Raw genomic sequence first — 18,042 nt, 5'->3', positions numbered from 1 at the left:
GGTCAGTGCACGACGGCCATCTCGCGGGAGGTGTTGTTGAGGCGGCGTCCGCCGTCCTCGGTGACCGTCACGATGTCCTCTATGCGTACGCCGAAACGGCCCGGCAGATAGATTCCGGGCTCTACGGAGAAGCACATCCCGGGCACGAGCGGCTGTTCCTCGCCCTCGATCATGTAGGGCGGTTCATGGGTGGTGACACCGATGCCGTGCCCGGTGCGATGGATGAAGCGGTCGCCGTACCCGGCCTCGGTGATGTGCGCGCGGGCGACCCGGTCGACGTCCTGGCAGGCGATGCCCGGCCGTACGGCCCGGAACGCCGCCTCCTGGGCCTCGCGGACGACGTCGTGGACCCGCCGCTCCTCGGCGCTCGGCTCGCCGACGTGCACGGTGCGGGAGGTGTCGGAGCCGTAGCCGTGCTTCAGTCCGCCGAAGTCGAGGACGACCATGTCGCCGTTCTCGATGACGCGTTCGCCCGCCTCGTGGTGCGGGTTGGCGCCGTTCGGTCCCGACCCGACGACCGTGAAGTCCACCTGTGAGTGCCCGAACCGCCGCAGCAGGTCGGCGAGATCGCCGGCGACCTGCGACTCGCGGCGGCCGGCGAAGGCAACCTTGAGGATCTCCTCGTACGTCGCGTCCGCGGCCTCTCCCGCTGCCGCCAGACGTTCCAGTTCCGCCGCGTCCTTGACGGCCCGGAGCATCGGCAGGCCCTCGGTGAGGGAGACGTACGAGGTGCCGGGCAGTGCCTTCTGGAGGCCGAGCAGGTGGAGCGCCCAGGCATTGTCGCTGACCCCGAAGCGGCCCCCGGCGTCGAGGAGCGGGGCCGTCGTCGCGTACGGGTCCTTGCCGTCGGTCCAGTCGCGCAGGGTCAGCGCGGGCGCGCCCGCCGCCTTCTCGGCGTCCGGGGCCTCCAGGGTGGGCACGACGAGTACGGGGTCCTGTCCGGCGGCGAGCACCAGCAGGGTGAGCCGCTCGGTGGCCGCGGGCGGCGCGTAGCCGGTGAGCCAGACGAGGTCGGGGCCTGGCGCGACCAGCACCCCGGCGAGTCCCGCGTCGGCGGCGGCCCGTGCGGCGCGCTCCATCCGTGCCTGGTAGTCGTCGGCGGTGAAGGGCGCGGGCGTGCCGGTCATCCGGGCCTCCGTGGTTCAAAAGGGGCTACGGGCAGCATCCTGCCCGGACAGCGGGGGCTGCGCGAGCCGGTCACCACTACTTTCGCGACACCATCTCGCGGTGACGGCATCAGCTCTCCAGGGCGAGGCGGGCGCCGAGGAGCAGCAGCACGCCTCCGGAGACCTGTTCCAGCCTGCGGCGCACGCCGGCCCGGGAGAGCACGGTCTTCATACGGCCGACGAACCAGACGTACAGGCTGTAGTAGCCGATCTCGTAGACCGCCCAGAGGGCGGCGAGCCCGACCATGGTGGGCAGGTGCGGGGCGCCCTCCGGCACGAACTGCGGGAGGAAGGACATCGCGAAGATCGCCGCCTTGGGGTTGGCGAGGTTGATCAGCAGCCCGGTCCGGTAGGAGGCCCAGCCACTCTTCCCGCCGCCCTCGCCCAGGCCGTCGTCCGCCACCCCCTTGGCGCGCCGCGCCTGCCACAGCATCTGCACGCCGAAGACGACCAGCACGACGGCTCCCACGACGCGCATCACGTCGTACGCCATCTCGGAGGCGGCGAGCAGTGCGGTGAGGCCGAACGCGGCGACGACTCCCCATACGAAGACGCCGGTCTCGTTGCCCAGCACCGTCAGGAATCCGGCACGCCTGCTCTGCAGGGACTGCCTGATGATCAGCACCGTGCTCGGTCCGGGCGAGGCGGCGATCAGGGTGCAGGCGCCGAGGAAGGCGAGAAGGGTGCTCAGCATGGGGCCCATCGTGGCCCGGTGGAGGGGGCCCGGCCAAGACATTTAACGATCCCCGATTGCCCAACCATTAGTTCTAATGCTTGGATACGCCTAAGCCATTAGTTGGCCACTAGGGGAGGCGGAATCCACCATGCTCGTGCTCGCGCACATCAGCGACCTGCATCTCGACGGGACCGAGCGGGCGACGGAGCGCGCCGAGCGGGTGCGGGACCGGCTGTGGGAGCTGCCGGGCCCGGTGGACGCCCTGCTGGTCACCGGGGACATCGCGGACCACGGGACGGAGGCCGAGTACGAGGAGGCCGCGCGCATCCTGGGGCTGCGCGACGGCAGCGCCCCCTTCCCCGTACTGACCTGTCCGGGCAACCACGACAGCCGCGCGCCCTACCGCAAGGCGCTGCTCGGCGAACCGGTGGGCGACGGGCCGGTCAACAGCGTGCGGGTCTTCGACGACGCGGCCGTCCTGATGTGCGACTCCAGCGTGCCGGGCAGCGACGAGGGTGAGCTGGACGAGGAGACGTACGCCTGGATCGAGGAGACGCTCGACGGACTCGACGGACTGCCTGCACTGCTCGCCTTCCACCATCCGCCGGTGGCGCTGCATCATCCGCTGCCGGACGCGTACCGGTTGCGCCGGCCGTCGGCGCTGGCCGCGTTGCTGGAGCGCAGGAGCGAGGTCGCCGGGATCATCACCGGGCACGCCCACACGCCCGCGGCCACGACGTTCGGCGGGCTGCCGCTCGTTGTCGGGCCCGGAGTGACCTGGACGCTGCGGCTGCCGTGGGAGGGCGAGGGGGCGGCGGACCGGGAGGCGCCTCCCGGCTTCGCCTTTCATGTGCTGGACGACGAGGGCCGGCTGACGAGCCACTTCAGGGTGGCCGTGTGACGCCGGGTCCCGTCAGGTGACGACGCCGGGGGTCACCGACAGCTGCTGGTAGCCGCCGCTCGTGTGCCGCAGCGTGAGCGTGACCGCGGTGCCGGGGCGCGCGGCGGCGACGGCCCGTGCGAGGTCGGCGGCCGAGTCGACGCGGGTCCTGCCGAAGGTGAGCAGGACGTCGCCTCGTACGAGACCCGCGGTGTGGCCGGGTCCGGGGACATGCACGCCGACGAGGAGCGCGCCCGGGCCGTTGGGGGCGTCGACGGCCTCCACGCCGAGGGTTTGCCGCTCTTCGGCCGTGTCACTCCGAGGATCCCGGGACGGATTCTCCGGCGAGGCTGAACTCCCCGCGCCCGGGGCCGACTTGGAGCCGCCCGGCCCCTGCGCCGATCCCTGGCCCGGGCCCTCCTCCGCCGTCCCCTGCGCCGGGCCGGACGCCCCCGGCGCACCGCCCGCTTCACCCGCCTCCCTCTGCAGATCGGCCAGCTTGCTCATCCCGATCACCGTGGCGCCCACGGTGCCGAGGCCGATCCCCGACAGCACGAGGACCGCCCCGACGAACACGCTGAACAGCAGGGTCATGAGCCGTCGCCCACGCCGGCGCGCGGCGTGCGGACGGCGGACCGTGCCGGGCGGACGGCCGCCGCCCGACTCCTGGCCCGGCTCCCGGCCCGGCATCGGCTTGGGACGCAACGCGGTCTGTTCCATTGGTCATCGCCTCCGGCCAGAGCCCTACCCTCCGCACCGGCGCGCGACGATCCTCGAACGGGTGACGCCTTCCATCCCCGCTCGACCGGCTTGTCCACCGACCTGTCCACCAGTGGGCGTTCGCCACGACGCTCGTGATGACGGCCGCGCCGAGCCGCGCTTTCTGAGCGCCCGAGGGCGCGCGAGCCGCATGGCAGCGGCTGGCGCGCCCGCACCGGGCCGTACCGGGGTCGGCGCGAGGACGTGGAGTCAGCCCGTGTGGCCCCCGTGGCCGCCGTGCCCCGCGCCGTGGTCGAACTTCAGCGCCTCCTTCGGCATGACGACGAAGGGCCGCATCATGCCCATGTCCTCGTGCTCGAGAAGATGGCAGTGATACATGAACCTGCCGTACGCCCCGTCGAACCGGCCCATCACCCGAAGGATCTGTCCGCCGGGCACCCGGAACACGTCCTTGTAGCCGCGCTCGTTGGGCGCGAGCGGTATCTGTGTGTCGGGGTCGAACGCGATCGGCGCGCGTGTGCCGCCGATCGCGGGGTCGAAGCCCGACACGTCGTACGCGTCGCGGCCGAGCAGCTGGAAGTCGGCCAGGTGGATGTGCATGGGGTGGACGATCGGGAAGAGGTTGAGGAAGCTCCACTGCTCGTGGCTGCCCTCGGCGATGGTGAAGCCGAGCCCGTCGTTGAACGTCCGTGCCGTACGGCGGTAGGTCTTCGTCCTCCCGTCCTGGCCGGTCAGCTGGATGACGCCCTCCGTGGGGACCTGGACGTCGCCCGGGTCCTCGACCTCGGCCATCTCCCAGATCTCGGGATGTCCGCCGCCGCCCTTGGTGGACGGCGGGGTGAGCACGATGAGCCGGTGTCCGTGCTCGATGCCGTGCGTCAGCCGACGGAAGGACCCCGAGAGCACTTCGGGCAGTTCGAAGGTGTCCGCGCCGGGCTCGTCGCCGCACTCGCGCACCCGGAACTCCATGACCGCCGGATAGCGGACGTTGCCCTCCGGGTCCGGCACCCCGGGTTCCTGCCGGGGCCCCTTGTTGACGAGGCGCAGCTTCCGGCCCGCGAGGGCCCGGAAGTCGACGAGCAGATCGAACCGCTCGGCCGGAGCGGCGGTCAGCGTGGGCAGCGACTCGTCGAAGTCGACCGGCACGGGGCGCGGCAGCAGCCCGCCGTCGCTGCCGATCTGGTGCATGACGCCCGGCACCGGGTTGTTGTCCTCGTCGACCAGGACGAGGTCGTAGACGCGCGAGTTCGACGCGTTGACCAGGCGGAAGCGGTACCAGGCGGCGTCCACGTCCGCGTAGGGCCAGATGCGGCCGTTGACCGTGGTGTACGGGCCGGAGAAGGGGATCGAGACCGGCTTGCCCGTCTCGGGGTTCTTCTCCTGGACGATCACGGTCTTGTGCAGCAGGCGGCCGTTGAGCCTGCCGTCCTCGTCCGTGTCGAGGTTCCGGTCCGCCAGCAGGAGCGGTATCTCCCGCTCCCCGGAGGGGAGACGGAGCGCGTCCTCCTCGTCGTCGCGGACGAGGTACGTGCCGTACAGCCCCGCGTAGACGTTCCACCGCGTGATGTTCATCGCGTGGTCGTGGTACCACCACTGGACCGCCTGGTGGTCGTTCGGGTACTCGGAGAGCTGGGCGTCTCCGTGGCCCACGGCGTTGTCCGCCCAGCCGTCGTTGCCGCCGCCCGTCTGTGCGCCGTGCAGGTGGGTCACCGACCAGGCGGGCAGCGCGGCGACGTCCTTGTTGGGCTCGACGCCCCCACGGCCCGGCTCGGTGGTGGCGGGCGGCGTGCCCGGCGGGCGGAGCGGCACCTCGACGGCCGTGACCGGGTACTCGCTCTCCCTGGGAATGCGGTTCGTCCAGGCGATCCGGACCCGCTGCCCCCTGCGGACCTCGATGGTCGGGCCCGGCACCGAACCGCCGTACCCCCACATCAGCGTCGGCGGCAGCTGCGGGTGCAGCCTCACCCAGGTCGGCCTCAGCGCGATCTCGGTCTCCTGGAGGACGTCCCCCGAGGCGGGCCGCAGCACCGGCGGCACCGGTAACAGGCTTACGTACGGCTCCAGTTCCCCCGCGGCCCGTACCGCATCCCCCTCGCTCACGAGCTCCTCGGTGACCCTTTCAATGATGTCGGTCAACGTTCGAACACCCCCGTGTCCCGTGGTCTGTTCCCTCACCCCGGAAGACTCCCGGCATCGCACCGATAGTTGCCTGAATGCCCCGTTCCGTACGAGAAGTTTCGGAAACCGGATACGGAAGGTGAAGGTTCTTCTGTGCCGTCACAGGACCGCGGTCGAGCCACGCTGCCAGGTGGTGGCGAACGGCAGGCCCGGGAGCTGTCCCGGTACGAAGCCGTGGGCGCGGCGGGCCAGGTCGGCGGCCCCGTAACGGCGGCAGTCGTAGTGCCACTTCAAAATGCCGGCCATCCAGTTCTGCAGCTCGACGACATAGCCCTCCAAGATCGCGCGGGCCTCGTCGGAGAGCTGGAAGTCCTCGTAGAGGAGAGGGAACTCGTTGGCGGCGACATGCTGGAACTGCTTCATGCGCTGGGTCATCAGGTCATGGACGACGCCGAGTCCCGTCGGGTAGTCGCAGCCGAAGAAGTTCTGCACGACGAGGATCAGGTTGTGCACCTCTCCCTCGTACTCGATCTCCTTCTGGTACGAGAAGACGTCGTTGATGAGCATCCCGTAGTCGATCGCGGCGTTCTCCAGCGAACGGACCGGACCGCTGCGGTAGACCTCGGGAGGCACCGCCGGGCCGTGGCCCAGACGGCACAGGCTCTTGGTGAGGTCGGAGCCGAAGGTGGCGCGACGCATCTCCAGGAAGTCGACGGGGTCGGGGATGCGGTGCTGGAGCTGGTTGGACAGCTCCCACACCCAGCTCTCGGTCATCACGTCCACCGAGGCCCGGAAGGTGCGGCGCGCCTCCAGGGGCATCGTGGCCGTCGTACGCCGCCACAGGTCGGCGAGGGCGCGCTCCATCGCGTTGGCCGGGGGCGGGATCTCCTCGCCCGCGAGGGGCATGCAGGCGGAGAGCCGCTCGGTGCACAGCTTCGCCGCGGCCACGTCACGCCGGTTCCCGAACACCATCGGGTAGTAGTCGTCGCCGTACGTCCCCCACACGAGCCACTGCGCGCTGAGGTCCAGGGCCTCCGGCGTACCGTCCGGGTCGAGGCCCGCCGAGCACAGCGGCAGGTCGTAGGCGGCGAGCTTGTCCTCGTCCCAGACGCCCTCCTCCAGGATGCCCATGCTGTGGGCCCACGGCGTGATGCGCTGCCGGGCCCCGTCCAGATCGGCGTTCAGCCGGACCTGGAACGGCATGTAGAAATCGGGGAGTTGGGAGGGTCCCACCTTCTGGTACGGCACATGGGTGTACGCGCGCAGCCGCTCGGCACCGGCCGATGCCAGCAGCGCCCCGACGTCGGCTGCGGAGGTGCCGGGACCCGTGAGGCCGCTGAGCGGTGAGGTCGCGAGAGCCCCCTCGTTCATGTAGCGGCTCGACCGCAGATGCCACTCGTGGCCGCCCGACTGCCAGTCCTGCAGCCCCTGCGCGTACGCGCCGATCGCCCGTACCTCGTCCGGCGTGAGGCCCTTGTCCAGGGCCAGCGCGGGCACTTCGGTGAGCGCCGTGTGCTCGAACTGGTGCAGCCGCGAGGTGAGGATGTCGTTGACCGTGTCGGCGGCCTGCTGGGTGGTGCAGCCGAAGAAGGTCTCCAGGACGAGCACGCCATTGCTCAACTCGCCCTCGTCCTCGACCTCCCGCTGGTAGGAGAAGAGGTCGTTGCGCAGGTGCACGGCGTCCGAGAAGGTCTCCATGAGCACGCGCAACGGCCGCGAACCGGCGACCGGTTCGGGGATCTCCGCCGTCGCGAACTCCACGAGCCCCGCGGACCAGGGGGCGCCGCCGACCTTGCGGCGCATCTCGATGTACTCGACGGGGTTGGCGATCCGCCCCTCGTTGATGTTGGACAGCTCCCACATCGACTCGTTGAGCAGATGCTCGGTGGACTCGGCGAACCGCTTGCGCCAGCCCAGGGACATCGAGGGGACCGTGCGCGCCCAGAGGTCGGCGAGTCCGGCCTCCACCGGATTCTGCGGCTCCGGCACCGGGGTCGACAGGTCGAGCGGCATGAAGAGCGGGAGCCGGTCCAGGTAGTCCTTGCCGCCGGAGCGGTCCTGGCTGCGCTTGAAGGTCTCCAGGAAGTGGTCGTCGAAGAAGAAGACCCACACGTACCAGTCGGTGATGAGCGAGAGGGCCGGGCCGTCGCACTCCGGATGCGTGTACGCGCACAGCAGGCCGTAGTCGTGTGCGTCGAGGTCGGACTGCTCCCAGATGCCGGAGCCCTCCAGCATGCCCATTCCGCGCGCCCACTCGCTCGAATGGGCTCGCGCCTCGTCGAGATGTGGGTTCAGTCGGGCGGGGTACGGCATGTAGAAGTGCGGGAGTTCGAACGGCTGCGTCATGGCCCGGCCCTACCCGCGGCCTCCTACGGGCATCCGTACGGCGGCACATGATCGCACCATCGCGTGAACGGGTGAGTGTCTGGGGGCGGTTCGGGGAAAGGTGTGCTGTTGCTTGGGGCCTTCTTCTTCGCCCCCGCCGCCCCTACCCATTCCCGTCCCTTACTCGGGGGCTCCGCCCCCGAACCCCCGCTCCTCAAACGCCGGAGAGGCTGAATACCTTGCGGCCCGGGCCGACACCTTCAGCCCGTCCGGCGTTTGAGGACGAGGCCGTTCAGGCCGATAGCGGGGGTCTGGGGGCGGCAGCCCCCAGGGACGGGACGGGTAGGGGCGGCGGGGGCGAAGAAAGGTCTGCCCCCTCACCCCCGTACCGCCCTCCCCACCTCCGCCCGCAACCCCACGAACTCCGGCAACCCCCGCGTCGCGATCTGGTCGCGTTTGCCGGGCAAGGTGACGGGGAGGTCGAGGACGATCCGGGAGGCGGGGCCGGAGGACAGGACGACGACGCGGTCGCCGACGTACACGCTCTCGTCGATGTCGTGGGTGACGAACACGATCGTCGGACCCTCGGTCTGGTGCACTTCGAGGAGCAGGTCCTCAAGGTCCTCGCGGGTCTGGGCGTCGAGGGAGCCGAAGGGCTCGTCCATGAGGAGGAGGGACGGGCGGCAGACGAGAGCGCGGGCGATCGCGACACGTTGTTGCATCCCGCCGGAGAGCTGCCAGGGGTGGCGGCGCCCCACACCGGGGAGCCCCACCCGTTCCAGCATCCGCTCGGCCTCGTCCCGCCGCTCGGCCCGTCCGAGGCCCCGCCGCCGCAGGGGAAGGGCGACGTTCTCCCGGACGGAGAGCCAGGGGAAGAGCGACCGCCCGTAGTCCTGGAAGACGACGGCGAGCCGGTCGGGCACACCGGTGACGGGCTCCCCGTCGACGCTGACGGAGCCCTCCCCCACGGGCTGCAACCCCGCGATGGTGCGGAGCAGCGTCGACTTGCCGCACCCGGACGGCCCGACGACACACAGGAGTTGGCCGTCGGGGACGGTGAGCGTGATGTCGTGCAGGACGGGATGATCGCCGTACCGCTGGCCGAGCGAGTCGAGACGGAGCATGCGGGGCGGTCACCTGTCCCTGGAGTCGGAGTCGAACACGCCGTCGTCGACCCGGACATGGAGCAGGAAGGGCCCGTCGTCGTCACCGTGTCCGGCCAGCGCACGGTCGAGTGCGGCGGGGAGGTCGGCGGACTCCTCCACGTACGCCGCCGGGCAGCCGAAGCCGGTCGCGACCCGGGCGAAATCGATGTCCCCGATGTCCGTGCCGGGCACGGGTGCGATGTCGATGCGGCGGCCGAGGGCGCGTACGGCGGCGTATCCGCCGTTGTCGAGGAGGACGTAGGTGACGGGCACCCGATGGCGCGCGGCGGTCCACAGGGCCTGCACGGAGTACAGCGCCGAGCCGTCACCGACCAGGCACACCACCCGCCGCCGGTCGGCCAGCGCGCGCCCCACGGCGAGCGGCAGTCCCCAGCCGAGCGCACCGCTGCCGGTGGTGAGGAACCCGCCCGCCGATTCGATGCGCACGCGCGCGTGGAGCGCTTCGCGATGGCTGGGTGTCTCCTCCACGAGGACACGGTCGCGAGGCAGTCGCTCCTGGAGCAGGTCGAGTACGAGCTCCGGGGTGATCGGGCCTAGGCCGGGAGCACGGGCGGGCAGAGGGGCCGGGCGGGACGGCGGTGGTTTGCGGTCCGACTCCCGTACCAGCGCGGCCAGTTGGCCGACGGCCGGTTTCAGCGTCGTGACGATGCTCGTGCCCGTCGGCAGCCAGACCGCCTGCCCGGGGTCGCAGTCGAGGTGGAAGAGCTCGGTACGCGCGGACAGCGGCGGACTCTCCGTGTGGAAGTGGTACGTGAACAGGGGCGCGCCCAGGGCCACCACCACGTCGTACGCCTCCAGGCAGGCCGCCAACCGGTCGGCCGCGGGTGGCAGAAACCCCTGGAAGAGCGGGTGCGATTCGGGGAAGCCGGAGCGGCCGGACATCGGGCTGATCCAGACGGCGGCGCGGGTGCGTTCGGCGAGGGCGCGGACCTCGGCGGTCGCGTGCTCGTCGTCGACGCCGGGGCCGACGACCAGCGCGGGCCGCTCGCAGGTGTCCAGGCGCGCGGCCAGGGCGGACAGGGCGCCCGCGTCGGCGGTGAACCCGCCGTGCAGCGTACGCGGTTCGACGTGCGCGGCCGGCCGGTCCCAGTCGTCCTCGGGGACGGACACGAAGACGGGGCCGCGCGGGTGCGACATGGCGAGGCGGTGGGCCTCGGCGAGCACTGCGGGTACGTCGGCCGCGCGGTCCGGCTGGCGACTCGACTTCACGTACGGGCGCGGGAACTGTACGGGGTCGTCTGCTCCCAGGAACGGCCTCAGCTGGGTCAGGGCACGCGACTGCTGGCCGGCCAGGATCACGAGGGGCACGCGGTCGCGGTACGCGTTGAAGACGGCGCCCAGGGCGTGGCCCACTCCGCCCGCCGAGTGGAGGCTCACGAGGGCGGCGCGGCCCGTGCCCAGTGCGTGTCCTGCGGCCATGCCCACGGCCACGGATTCCTGTAGTCCCAACACATAGGTGAAGTCGTCCGGCCAGTCGCGGAACATGCGTAGTTCCGTGGAGCCCGGGTTGCCGAAGACGGTGGTCATGCCGGTGTCGCGGCAGAACCGGATGACGGCTTCAAGGACGGTGACGGTCTCTACCGAGCGGGCCGATCCCGTGTCCGGCACGGGCAGGGGACCGGGACCGGGCATCGACTTCGGGTTCGGGTTCGGGTTCGGGTTCATGCAGGCCTCCCTTTGCCCAGCAGTCGTTTCTCGACCGCCAACAGGCCGGTGTTGAGTACGTATCCGAGTGCGCCGAGCAGCACCAGCGCGGCCCACACGGTCAGCAGGTCGGAGCGCGACTGGGCGTCGGTGAGTGTGAAGCCGATGCCGTTCGCCGTGCCGGGCAGCAGCTCCGAGAAGACCATCAGGATGAGGGAGAGGGAGAGGCTCAGGCGCAGGCCCGCGAAGATGCGTGGGAGGGCCGAGGGCAGGAACAGGAGCCAGAGTCGTTGCGCTGTGGTCAGGTGCAGGACGGCTGCCACGTCGATGCGTAGGGGGTCTGTGTTGCGGGCTCCCTCCGCAGTGTTGATCAGTACGGGCCAGATGGCGCTGAAGACGATCGACGCGAGTTGCATCTGGGTGCCGAAGTCGAAGATCACGACGAAGACGGGGACCAGGGCCGGGGGTGGGATCGCTCGGGCGAACTGGAGGGCCGGGTTGCAGAGGGCGTAGGCGCGGTGGGAGCGGCCCAGGGCTGTGCCTATCGCTATTCCTGCGGCTGCGGCGAGGGCGAAGCCTGTTGTCATGCGGGCGAGGCTGGGGAGGATGTTTTCCGTTGCCTCCGGGGTGAGGAAGGCGTGGGTGGGTGGGCCCGAGAACCACAGGTTGTGGGTGTGGCGGGCGATTTCTGTGGGTGGCGGGAAGTAGACGGTGGGGTGTGTGCGGGTGGCGAGTTGCCAGGCGCCGATTGCTGCGGCGAGCACGCCCCACCGGAGCAGTGCGCTGCGCGCCGCCTTACCGCCCCTCATCGACCGACCTCACCGTCCTTGGATTTCGCCCCCGCCGCCCCTACCCATTCCCGTCCCTTACTCAGGGGCTCCGCCCCCGAACCCCCGCTCCTCAAACGCCGGAGGGGCTGGATTTTCCGCAGCCCGGGCCGACACACTCAGCCCGTCCGGCGTTTGAGGACGAGCGCGGTAGCGCGATGCGGGGGTCTGGGGGCGGCAGCCCCCAGAAAGGGACGGGAATGGGTAGGGGCGGCGGGGGCGAGGAAAAGCCCGCCCCCCTCACCGCACCCCCCGACGCTCCGGCGTCCAAGGAAACAGCCTCCTCTCCCCCCACACCAGCACGCTGTTGATGACCAGCCCCAGGGCCCCGGCCCACACCACCCCCGCGAGCACGTCCCGCGTGCCGTCCGTCGACAGGCCGGACTGGGCGATGAAGATGCCGAGGCCCTCGCCGAAGCCCGCGAGGATCTCGGTGGCGACGGCGAGGATCAGGGCGATGGCGGCGGAGATGCGGAGTCCGGCGGCGATGAAGGGCGCGGTGGCGGGGAGTTCGACCCGCAGGAGCACCGAGAGACGCCCGAAGCCGAAGGCACGCAACGTGTCCTTGGCCAGGGGATCGGTCTCGCCGAGGCCGTAGACGGTGTTGAAGAGGATGGGCCAGACGGAGGCGTACGTGATGAGGGCGACCTTCGTCTCGGTACCGGAACCCAGGAGCAGGGACACCAGCGGGATCAGCGCTACGGACGGCATGGGCCGCAGGAACTCGACGATCGCTCGCACGGCTTCGTCGACCACGGGCACGCTGCCGAGCAGCAGACCCAGCGGAACGGCGATCACGCAGGCCAGGCCGAGACCGAGGGCCCAGGCCCGGACCGTGGCTCCGACCCCGTCCAGGAAGACCGGATCGCCCGCCAACTCCACGGCCCGCACCAGGACTTCGGACGCGGGCGGCAGATAGCTGCGACGCACAAGACCGGCCCGGCCGACCGCCTCGCACACTCCGAAGGCGAGCAGCACGCCGAGCGCACCGAGCAGCAGATCCTGACGACGCCTCCCCGCTCGACTCACTTGGCTCACTTGGCTCACTTGGCTCACTTGACGAGCAACGTTCCTGGATCGATCGCCTTCTTCAACAGGCCCTGTTTCCTCATGAGTTCGGTGAGGCGGCTCAGCTGGGTGACGTCCGTCGTCGTCGGGTAGGAAGGCAGGCGGATCGACTCGGCCTGGTCGGCGGTCACCTTGGCGTACTTGGGCAACTCCTCGCGTACGGCGCTCTGGTCCTGCGTGGCGATCTGCGCGGCCTCCGCGATGGCCCGCTTGAAGGCCGCCGCGGTCTTGGGGTTCTCGGAGGCGTAGCCGCGGGTCGTGACGTAGCCGCTGATCGGTATGGACTCCACGGGCGCGGAGCCGCCGTCGACGAGGACGCGGGCGTTGAGGTCGTTCTGGATGGCGCTGTTGAAGGGCTCGGCCGCGTGGACGGCGTCGACCTGTCCCTTCTCCAGGGCGGGTCCCATCTGGGGGAAGGCGATCTGCCGGTACTCGGGGCGGCCGGCGCCCTGTTGGTCGAGGATCGCGTTCAGGGTCAGTGACTGGATGTTGTTGAGGATGTTGACGGCGACCTTCTTGCCCTTGAGGTCGGCGATGCTCCTGATGTCCGAGTCCTGGGGCACGAGGACGTCCATCATGTGCGGTGCGACCCGCGCCCCCTCGGCGAGGATGCGGAGGTCGAGGGTGCCCTTCTCGTGGGCCTGGAGGAAGGTGACGTAGTTCGCGCTCGCGATCACGTCGACCTGCCCCTTCGACAGCGCGGGCAGTGCCTGGATGCTCTGCTGGACGGGCTGGATGCGCACGTCCAGGCCCTCCTTCTTGAACAGGCCCCGGTCCTGCGCGATGTAGAGGGGGGCGTCGTCGGCCAGCGGGAGCGCGGCGACGGTGATGCTCGACCTCTCCAGCCCGTTGCCCCCGGCGTTACCGGAATCGGAGTCGTCGGAGTCGCCGCCGCAGGCCGCCAGAGTCATCACCAGGGCGATCGCGACAACGGTCGGTTTTCCCGTACGGAAGGGGGCTCGGCGCGTCGGCATGCGCGCATGATGCCCCCGACTTGACGTGATCACCACACACTTATGCGCCGTTCCGGCGGCCCTCGGGAGAGTGCGAAAGCACATTCGCGCCGCCGGCCGGGGAGAGTCGCTTCGCACGCCCTTGCCGCGCCGCCACGGCCCGGTCACCGTGGTGGCGTGACCTCACGAGCGACGCCGCCACCCGCCGGGGAACCCGGCCCGGACACCGTCCCCGATGCCATCGCCAATGCCATCCCCGACGCCGTTCCCGACGTCTTCGACCCCCGGCAGTACGCCGCCGGTGTCCCCCACGCCGCCTACCGCGTCCTGCGCGACCACCATCCCGTGGCCTGGCAGCAGGAGCACGAGGTGCTCGGTTGGCCGGCCGGGCCCGGCTTCTGGGCGGTCACCCGGCACGCCGATGTGGTGCGGGTCCTGAAGGACTCGGAGACGTACTCCTCGTATCTCGGGGCGACCCAGATCCGGGATCCGGATCCGGACGACCTGCCGTTCATCCGGCGGATGATGCTCAATCAGGATCCGCCGGGACACGGGAGGTTGAGGCGTCTCGTCAGCCGGGCGTTCACCCCGCGCCGCGTCGACCACTTCGCGTCGGTCGCCCGCACCCGGGCCCGCTCGCTCTTCGAGCAGGCGGTGGCGACCGCCCGTAAGAACGACGGCACGTGCGACCTCATCACCGATGTCACCGACGACTACGCGCTGCTCAACCTGGCGGATCTGCTCGGTGTGCCGGAGAGCGACCGCGGGCTGCTGCTGCACTGGACCCAGCGGGTCATCGGCTACCAGGACCCGGACGAGGCGGGCCCGCCCGTGCTCGACGCCGTGGGCAGACCGGTCAACCCGCGCTCACCGGCGGCGCTGCGGGACATGTTCGCGTACGCCCGTGAGCTGGCCGGCCACAAGCGGCGGCATCCCGGTGACGACGTCATGACCGTGCTCGCCGCCGACGGTGAACTCGCCACCGCGGAACTGGAGATGTTCTTCTTCCTGCTGACGGTCGCGGGCAACGACACGGTACGCGGCGCGGCTCCCGGCGGACTGCTGGCGCTGGCCGGGCATCCGGAAGCGTACGTCCAACTGCGCGCCGGTGCCGTCGACTTGGAGTCGGCCGTCGACGAACTCCTGCGGTGGCACCCGCCGGTGCTCACCTTCCGCCGCACGGCCGTGCACGACACCGAGCTGGCCGGGACGCCGGTCCGCGCCGGGGACAAGGTGGTGGTCTTCCACGCCTCCGCCAACCACGACGAGCGGGTGTTCGCCGAGCCGCACCGGCTGGACCTGGCCCGTACGCCGAATCCGCACGTCTCCTTCGGGGACGGACCGCATGTCTGCCTGGGCGCGCACTTCGCCCGGCTGCAGCTGCGGGTGCTGTACGAGGAGGCGCTGCGCGCCCTGCCCGGGCCGCCGCGCGTCGCCGGGCCTCCCCGGCGGCTCGTCTCCAACTTCATCAACGGCCTGAAGTCGCTGCCGCTGCACGTGGCCTGAGCCGGCCGGTTCGGCTGAACTCCATGAGGTGCGGGTTGACGATCCATTGACCTGCAACTTAGGTTTGCCTTACCTAAGTGGTTTTCGCCTCCGAAAGGCCAACTACCCATGAGATCCGCCGTGTTCGCCCGCGCCACCCGAATCGCCGCCGTCGGTGCCACCGCCGCCGCGCTGACGGTCGGGCTCGCCACCTCCGCCTCGGCAGCCACCGCCACGCGGTCCGTGACGGTGAGCGGAACGACGTACAACCTGTCACTGACGGCCCCCGACGCCCTGTCGGCCGCCGGGCAGAACATCACCGTCTCCGGCAGCGGCTACAACGCCATCCAGGGCGTATACGTCGGCCTGTGCGTGATACCCGAGGGCGTCGTGCCCGGCGACCCGTCGACGTACACCTCCCGGCCGACCCCCTGCCTGGGCGGCGCGGACCAGTCCGGCACGACGGGTGCCTCGCACTGGGTGTCGAACTTCGGCGGCGGCACGGTCGCGAACAGCTCCACCTACGGTTCCGGCGGCTCCTTCAACGTCAGCGTGCACGTGAACCCGAACATCGCCACCGGCCAGGTCTGCGGCACGGACGTCGACTGCGCCATCGTGACGCGCGCCGACCACACGGCGAGCGGCACCCGCTCGTACGACGTCTACATCCCGGTCACCTTCTCGTGACCGCGCCTCTCAGAACCCGGGGGCGGAGTGATGTGCTCCGCCCCCGGGCGGCGGGCGCCCTCGTGGGCATCACGGCGGTGGTCCTCACCGCCGTCGTCGTCAGCACACCCGCCGTCGGCGCCGACGACCCGCCGGGCACGGACGGGTACGAGCAGACGGCCCGCCTCACGACCGTCGGCAAACCGCTCGACCTGCTGGTACACCCCGAGTCGGGGAAGCTGTACGTCGGGTCCGACACGGTCGCCGGTACGACGGGCGGGAGCCTGGCCGGCGTCTATGTCGTCGACCCGGCCGCCGGGAACGTACTGAACTGGGTGAAGACCTCCCCCGGCAGTACCGGCGCGCCCGCCCAGCTTCCGGGCAAACGGCTCGCCGGGCCGCTGCCGGGCGACGGGGTGCACTACCTGGTCGGGCTGCGCGGGATCGCCGCCGTGAAGGACGGCGACGCGGCGGGCCGCGGTGGCTGGCTCACCGGCACGACGATCACGCAGGCCAAGGCCGGTGCGAAGGCCGGCACGGTCGTGGTCGTACGCGGGACGAAACTGGAGGAGGTCACCGTCGGCGAGACCTCGGTGGCCGTGGAGCGCTCGCTGACCCTGCCGGCCGTCGGCGGTCCGCTCGCCGTGGACACCTCCGCCGGGCAGATCTGGGTCACCGACAACACCAACAGCGTGCTGCGCAGGGTGAGTTCGGCCGACTTCACGCCGGACGGCAAGGAGATCCCGCTCGGCGCCGGTGCCGCGGTGTCCTTCCTGGAGTGGGACACCGGGCGCGGAGTGCTGTGGGCGGGGCGCGGCACGGTGCTGGAGGCGTACGACATCGCCTCCGGCAAACTGGCCGCCTCCTTCGACGCGAAGCCCGGTGACACCATCGCGGACGTCGCCGTGGACCCGCGCTCCGACCGGGCGTTCGCGGTGTGGCAGGACTGGGGCAACCCGCCGGAGGAGGGGGACGGCGTGGGGCAGCTCGCGGTGTACGACACGGCGACGCTCAAGGACCTCGACATGGGCGCCGAACTGCCGGGCGTCAACGGCCAGTTGGGCAGCTCGTCCGTCGCGGTGACGCCGGGCGGCGACTCGGTGTTCGTCGGCAGCCCGTCCGACGCCTCGCTCACCGTGTTCCGCGCGCCGGTGCCACCCTCGCCCTCCGAGTCGCCGACACCGTCCGACCCGGAGTCGCCTTCGCCCTCGGACCCGGCCTCGCCCAGCCCTTCGGACGGAACGCCCGAGCCGTCACCCAGTGACTCCGACCCGGGCGCCAACCCGAGCTCCTCCGGCACCACCGTTCCCGTCGACGGTCCGAGCGCCGACGGAGACAGCGCGGGTGGCACGGGAGGCGGTGGCGCGCAGACCACGACCGGTGGCGGCTCGCTCGACACCACCGGCGACGGGTCGCTCGCCTCGACTGGCACCGATGTGCTCCTGCCCGCCGCGGCCGGCACCGCCGCGCTGCTCGCCACCGGCACCGCCGCGGTGCTGTGGCGCCGCCGACGGGCCACGACGTAGGCCGGCCGGTGGACCGGCCGGCTCCCGGGCCGTGAAGGAACAGGCGCCCAACCGACCCCCACCCCGGAAGGTCCAACAGCCACGAGCGGCCCCGACAAGGGCCCGTATCAGTGCTGTTGGGCCTTCTGCGGTGTCGCCTCGCTCGGCCGTACGACGACGTATCCCTCGCCCTGGAGCATCAACTGCACGGCCTCGCCGGAGCCGCCGCGGATCATCGAGCCTATGGACTGCGAACGGTGCAGTGAGGTCTGGAGGTTGGCCGTCCAGCCGACGATCGCGTCCGTGTCGACGTACACCGGCCACTGCGGCGAGACCGGGATGACCAGCGGGTTGCCCTCGCAGACGAGGCCGAGCCTGCCGTGTCCGGTGAAGACGCTGTTGAACAGCCCGCCGCCGGTGATGCCCGCGCCCTTGACCGTCTTGATCTCGTACTTCAGCGAGGCGTCGAAGCACAGGACGTTGCGGCCGTTGACGGTGAAGACGTCACCGGGGTCGATGTCGACGATGAAGCAGTTCTGCGCCTCGTGCGCGAACCAGGCCTCCCCCTGCCCGCGCACCGCCATGAGCGCCAGCCCCTCGCCCGTGACGGCCCGTTTGAGCATGCCGCCGACGCCCTGGCCCTTGCGCTCGAACTGCAGACTGCCCCGGTAGGCGATCATCGCGCCCTGCCGGGCGAGCATCTCGCCGTTGACGGCGTACTTGATCGACTTGGCGTTCTCGACGCTCATGCCCGCCGCAGTGGCCGGCTGCACCATGTACTCGCTGGAAAACAGATCACCCTTCATGCGGGCATCCTGTCCCGGAGGCGCGGGTTCCACCATC

General features: G+C 70.9%; 15 protein-coding genes. 4 read left to right on the top strand and 11 right to left on the bottom strand.

The genetic code is table 11. The features are described 5' to 3' along the window. Window positions 1–2: 2 nt before the first annotated feature. Both ACN20J_RS38120 and ACN20J_RS38115 read right to left on the bottom strand, forming a co-directional pair. Window positions 3–1,127, bottom strand: a complete 1,125-nt coding sequence (locus ACN20J_RS38120; protein WP_419667658.1) for an aminopeptidase P family protein — start codon at window positions 1,125–1,127, stop codon at window positions 3–5. Window positions 1,128–1,236: 109 nt separating this feature from the next. Next, window positions 1,237–1,860 carry a LysE family translocator gene (locus ACN20J_RS38115; protein WP_190226982.1) on the bottom strand — a complete coding sequence of 208 codons (624 nt, stop codon included), beginning with the start codon at window positions 1,858–1,860 and terminating at the stop codon, window positions 1,237–1,239. A gap of 130 nt (window positions 1,861–1,990) precedes the next feature. On the opposite strand from ACN20J_RS38115, the gene ACN20J_RS38110 reads away from it, so the two are divergent. After that, window positions 1,991–2,743 carry a phosphodiesterase gene (locus ACN20J_RS38110; RefSeq protein ID WP_419667657.1) on the top strand — a complete coding sequence of 251 codons (753 nt, stop codon included), beginning with the start codon at window positions 1,991–1,993 and terminating at the stop codon, window positions 2,741–2,743. A gap of 12 nt (window positions 2,744–2,755) precedes the next feature. On the opposite strand, the gene ACN20J_RS38105 is transcribed toward ACN20J_RS38110, so the two are convergent. The 8 genes from ACN20J_RS38105 to ACN20J_RS38070 form a co-directional block, all read right to left on the bottom strand. Beyond that, window positions 2,756–3,442: a PDZ domain-containing protein gene (locus ACN20J_RS38105; protein ID WP_419667656.1), complete on the bottom strand. Its 687-nt coding sequence runs from the start codon at window positions 3,440–3,442 to the stop codon at window positions 2,756–2,758. 249 nt (window positions 3,443–3,691) lie between these two features. Further along, window positions 3,692–5,578 carry an O-aminophenol oxidase PhsA gene (gene phsA / locus ACN20J_RS38100; protein ID WP_419667655.1) on the bottom strand — a complete coding sequence of 629 codons (1,887 nt, stop codon included), beginning with the start codon at window positions 5,576–5,578 and terminating at the stop codon, window positions 3,692–3,694. A 141-nt stretch (window positions 5,579–5,719) separates the two neighbouring features. After that, window positions 5,720–7,906, bottom strand: coding sequence for a germacradienol/geosmin synthase Cyc2 (cyc2, locus tag ACN20J_RS38095; protein ID WP_189845547.1), 2,187 nt, complete (start codon window positions 7,904–7,906; stop codon window positions 5,720–5,722). Between the two features lie 356 nt (window positions 7,907–8,262). Beyond that, the gene (locus ACN20J_RS38090; RefSeq protein ID WP_189845548.1) at window positions 8,263–9,009 is read right to left on the bottom strand and encodes an ABC transporter ATP-binding protein; all 747 of its coding nucleotides are present in this window, start codon (window positions 9,007–9,009) and stop codon (window positions 8,263–8,265) included. Between the two features lie 9 nt (window positions 9,010–9,018). Further along, window positions 9,019–10,716 (bottom strand): benzoylformate decarboxylase, encoded by a 1,698-nt coding sequence (mdlC, locus tag ACN20J_RS38085; RefSeq protein ID WP_419667654.1) that lies wholly within the window; start codon window positions 10,714–10,716, stop codon window positions 9,019–9,021. Further along, entirely contained in the window at window positions 10,713–11,504 is a 792-nt protein-coding gene (locus ACN20J_RS38080; protein WP_419667653.1) for an ABC transporter permease, read from the bottom strand. The genes mdlC and ACN20J_RS38080 overlap by 4 nt, the downstream gene beginning before the upstream one ends. A gap of 258 nt (window positions 11,505–11,762) precedes the next feature. Further along, window positions 11,763–12,551, bottom strand: coding sequence for an ABC transporter permease (locus ACN20J_RS38075; RefSeq protein ID WP_259333673.1), 789 nt, complete (start codon window positions 12,549–12,551; stop codon window positions 11,763–11,765). Window positions 12,552–12,574: 23 nt separating this feature from the next. Further along, window positions 12,575–13,564, bottom strand: coding sequence for an ABC transporter substrate-binding protein (locus ACN20J_RS38070; protein ID WP_419667652.1), 990 nt, complete (start codon window positions 13,562–13,564; stop codon window positions 12,575–12,577). Window positions 13,565–13,783: 219 nt separating this feature from the next. Here ACN20J_RS38070 and ACN20J_RS38065 point away from each other — a divergent pair, with 219 nt between their 5' ends. From ACN20J_RS38065 to ACN20J_RS38055, 3 genes are all read left to right on the top strand, one after another. Then, window positions 13,784–15,049: a cytochrome P450 gene (locus tag ACN20J_RS38065; protein WP_419669026.1), complete on the top strand. Its 1,266-nt coding sequence runs from the start codon at window positions 13,784–13,786 to the stop codon at window positions 15,047–15,049. A gap of 108 nt (window positions 15,050–15,157) precedes the next feature. Then, on the top strand, window positions 15,158–15,715 hold the full coding sequence (locus tag ACN20J_RS38060) for a hypothetical protein (protein WP_189841345.1): 558 nt from the start codon (window positions 15,158–15,160) through the stop codon (window positions 15,713–15,715). Window positions 15,716–15,747: 32 nt separating this feature from the next. Next, window positions 15,748–17,220 carry a hypothetical protein gene (locus tag ACN20J_RS38055; RefSeq protein WP_189841344.1) on the top strand — a complete coding sequence of 491 codons (1,473 nt, stop codon included), beginning with the start codon at window positions 15,748–15,750 and terminating at the stop codon, window positions 17,218–17,220. A gap of 107 nt (window positions 17,221–17,327) precedes the next feature. On the opposite strand, the gene ACN20J_RS38050 is transcribed toward ACN20J_RS38055, so the two are convergent. Then, a complete protein-coding gene (locus ACN20J_RS38050; protein WP_189841343.1) occupies window positions 17,328–18,005 on the bottom strand; it encodes an AIM24 family protein in 678 nt (225 codons plus the stop codon). Between the last annotated feature and the right edge of the window lie 37 nt (window positions 18,006–18,042).

Source organism: Streptomyces sp. 2-1 (assembly GCF_048564895.1).
GTDB lineage: Bacteria > Actinomycetota > Actinomycetes > Streptomycetales > Streptomycetaceae > Streptomyces > Streptomyces phaeochromogenes.
This window is presented reverse-complemented; position numbering and strand designations above follow the sequence as displayed.

Excerpts from the sequence above, each read along its gene's own strand:
- ACN20J_RS38120 (WP_419667658.1), bottom strand. The coding sequence starts at position 1,127 with ATGACCGGCACGCCCGCGCCCTTCACCGCCGACGACTACCAGGCACGG.
- ACN20J_RS38115 (WP_190226982.1), bottom strand. The coding sequence starts at position 1,860 with ATGCTGAGCACCCTTCTCGCCTTCCTCGGCGCCTGCACCCTGATCGCC.
- ACN20J_RS38110 (WP_419667657.1), top strand. The coding sequence starts at position 1,991 with ATGCTCGTGCTCGCGCACATCAGCGACCTGCATCTCGACGGGACCGAG.
- ACN20J_RS38105 (WP_419667656.1), bottom strand. The coding sequence starts at position 3,442 with ATGGAACAGACCGCGTTGCGTCCCAAGCCGATGCCGGGCCGGGAGCCG.
- cyc2 (WP_189845547.1), bottom strand. The coding sequence starts at position 7,906 with ATGACGCAGCCGTTCGAACTCCCGCACTTCTACATGCCGTACCCCGCC.
- ACN20J_RS38090 (WP_189845548.1), bottom strand. The coding sequence starts at position 9,009 with ATGCTCCGTCTCGACTCGCTCGGCCAGCGGTACGGCGATCATCCCGTC.
- mdlC (WP_419667654.1), bottom strand. The coding sequence starts at position 10,716 with ATGAACCCGAACCCGAACCCGAACCCGAAGTCGATGCCCGGTCCCGGT.
- ACN20J_RS38080 (WP_419667653.1), bottom strand. The coding sequence starts at position 11,504 with ATGAGGGGCGGTAAGGCGGCGCGCAGCGCACTGCTCCGGTGGGGCGTG.
- ACN20J_RS38070 (WP_419667652.1), bottom strand. The coding sequence starts at position 13,564 with ATGCCGACGCGCCGAGCCCCCTTCCGTACGGGAAAACCGACCGTTGTC.
- ACN20J_RS38060 (WP_189841345.1), top strand. The coding sequence starts at position 15,158 with ATGAGATCCGCCGTGTTCGCCCGCGCCACCCGAATCGCCGCCGTCGGT.
- ACN20J_RS38050 (WP_189841343.1), bottom strand. The coding sequence starts at position 18,005 with ATGAAGGGTGATCTGTTTTCCAGCGAGTACATGGTGCAGCCGGCCACT.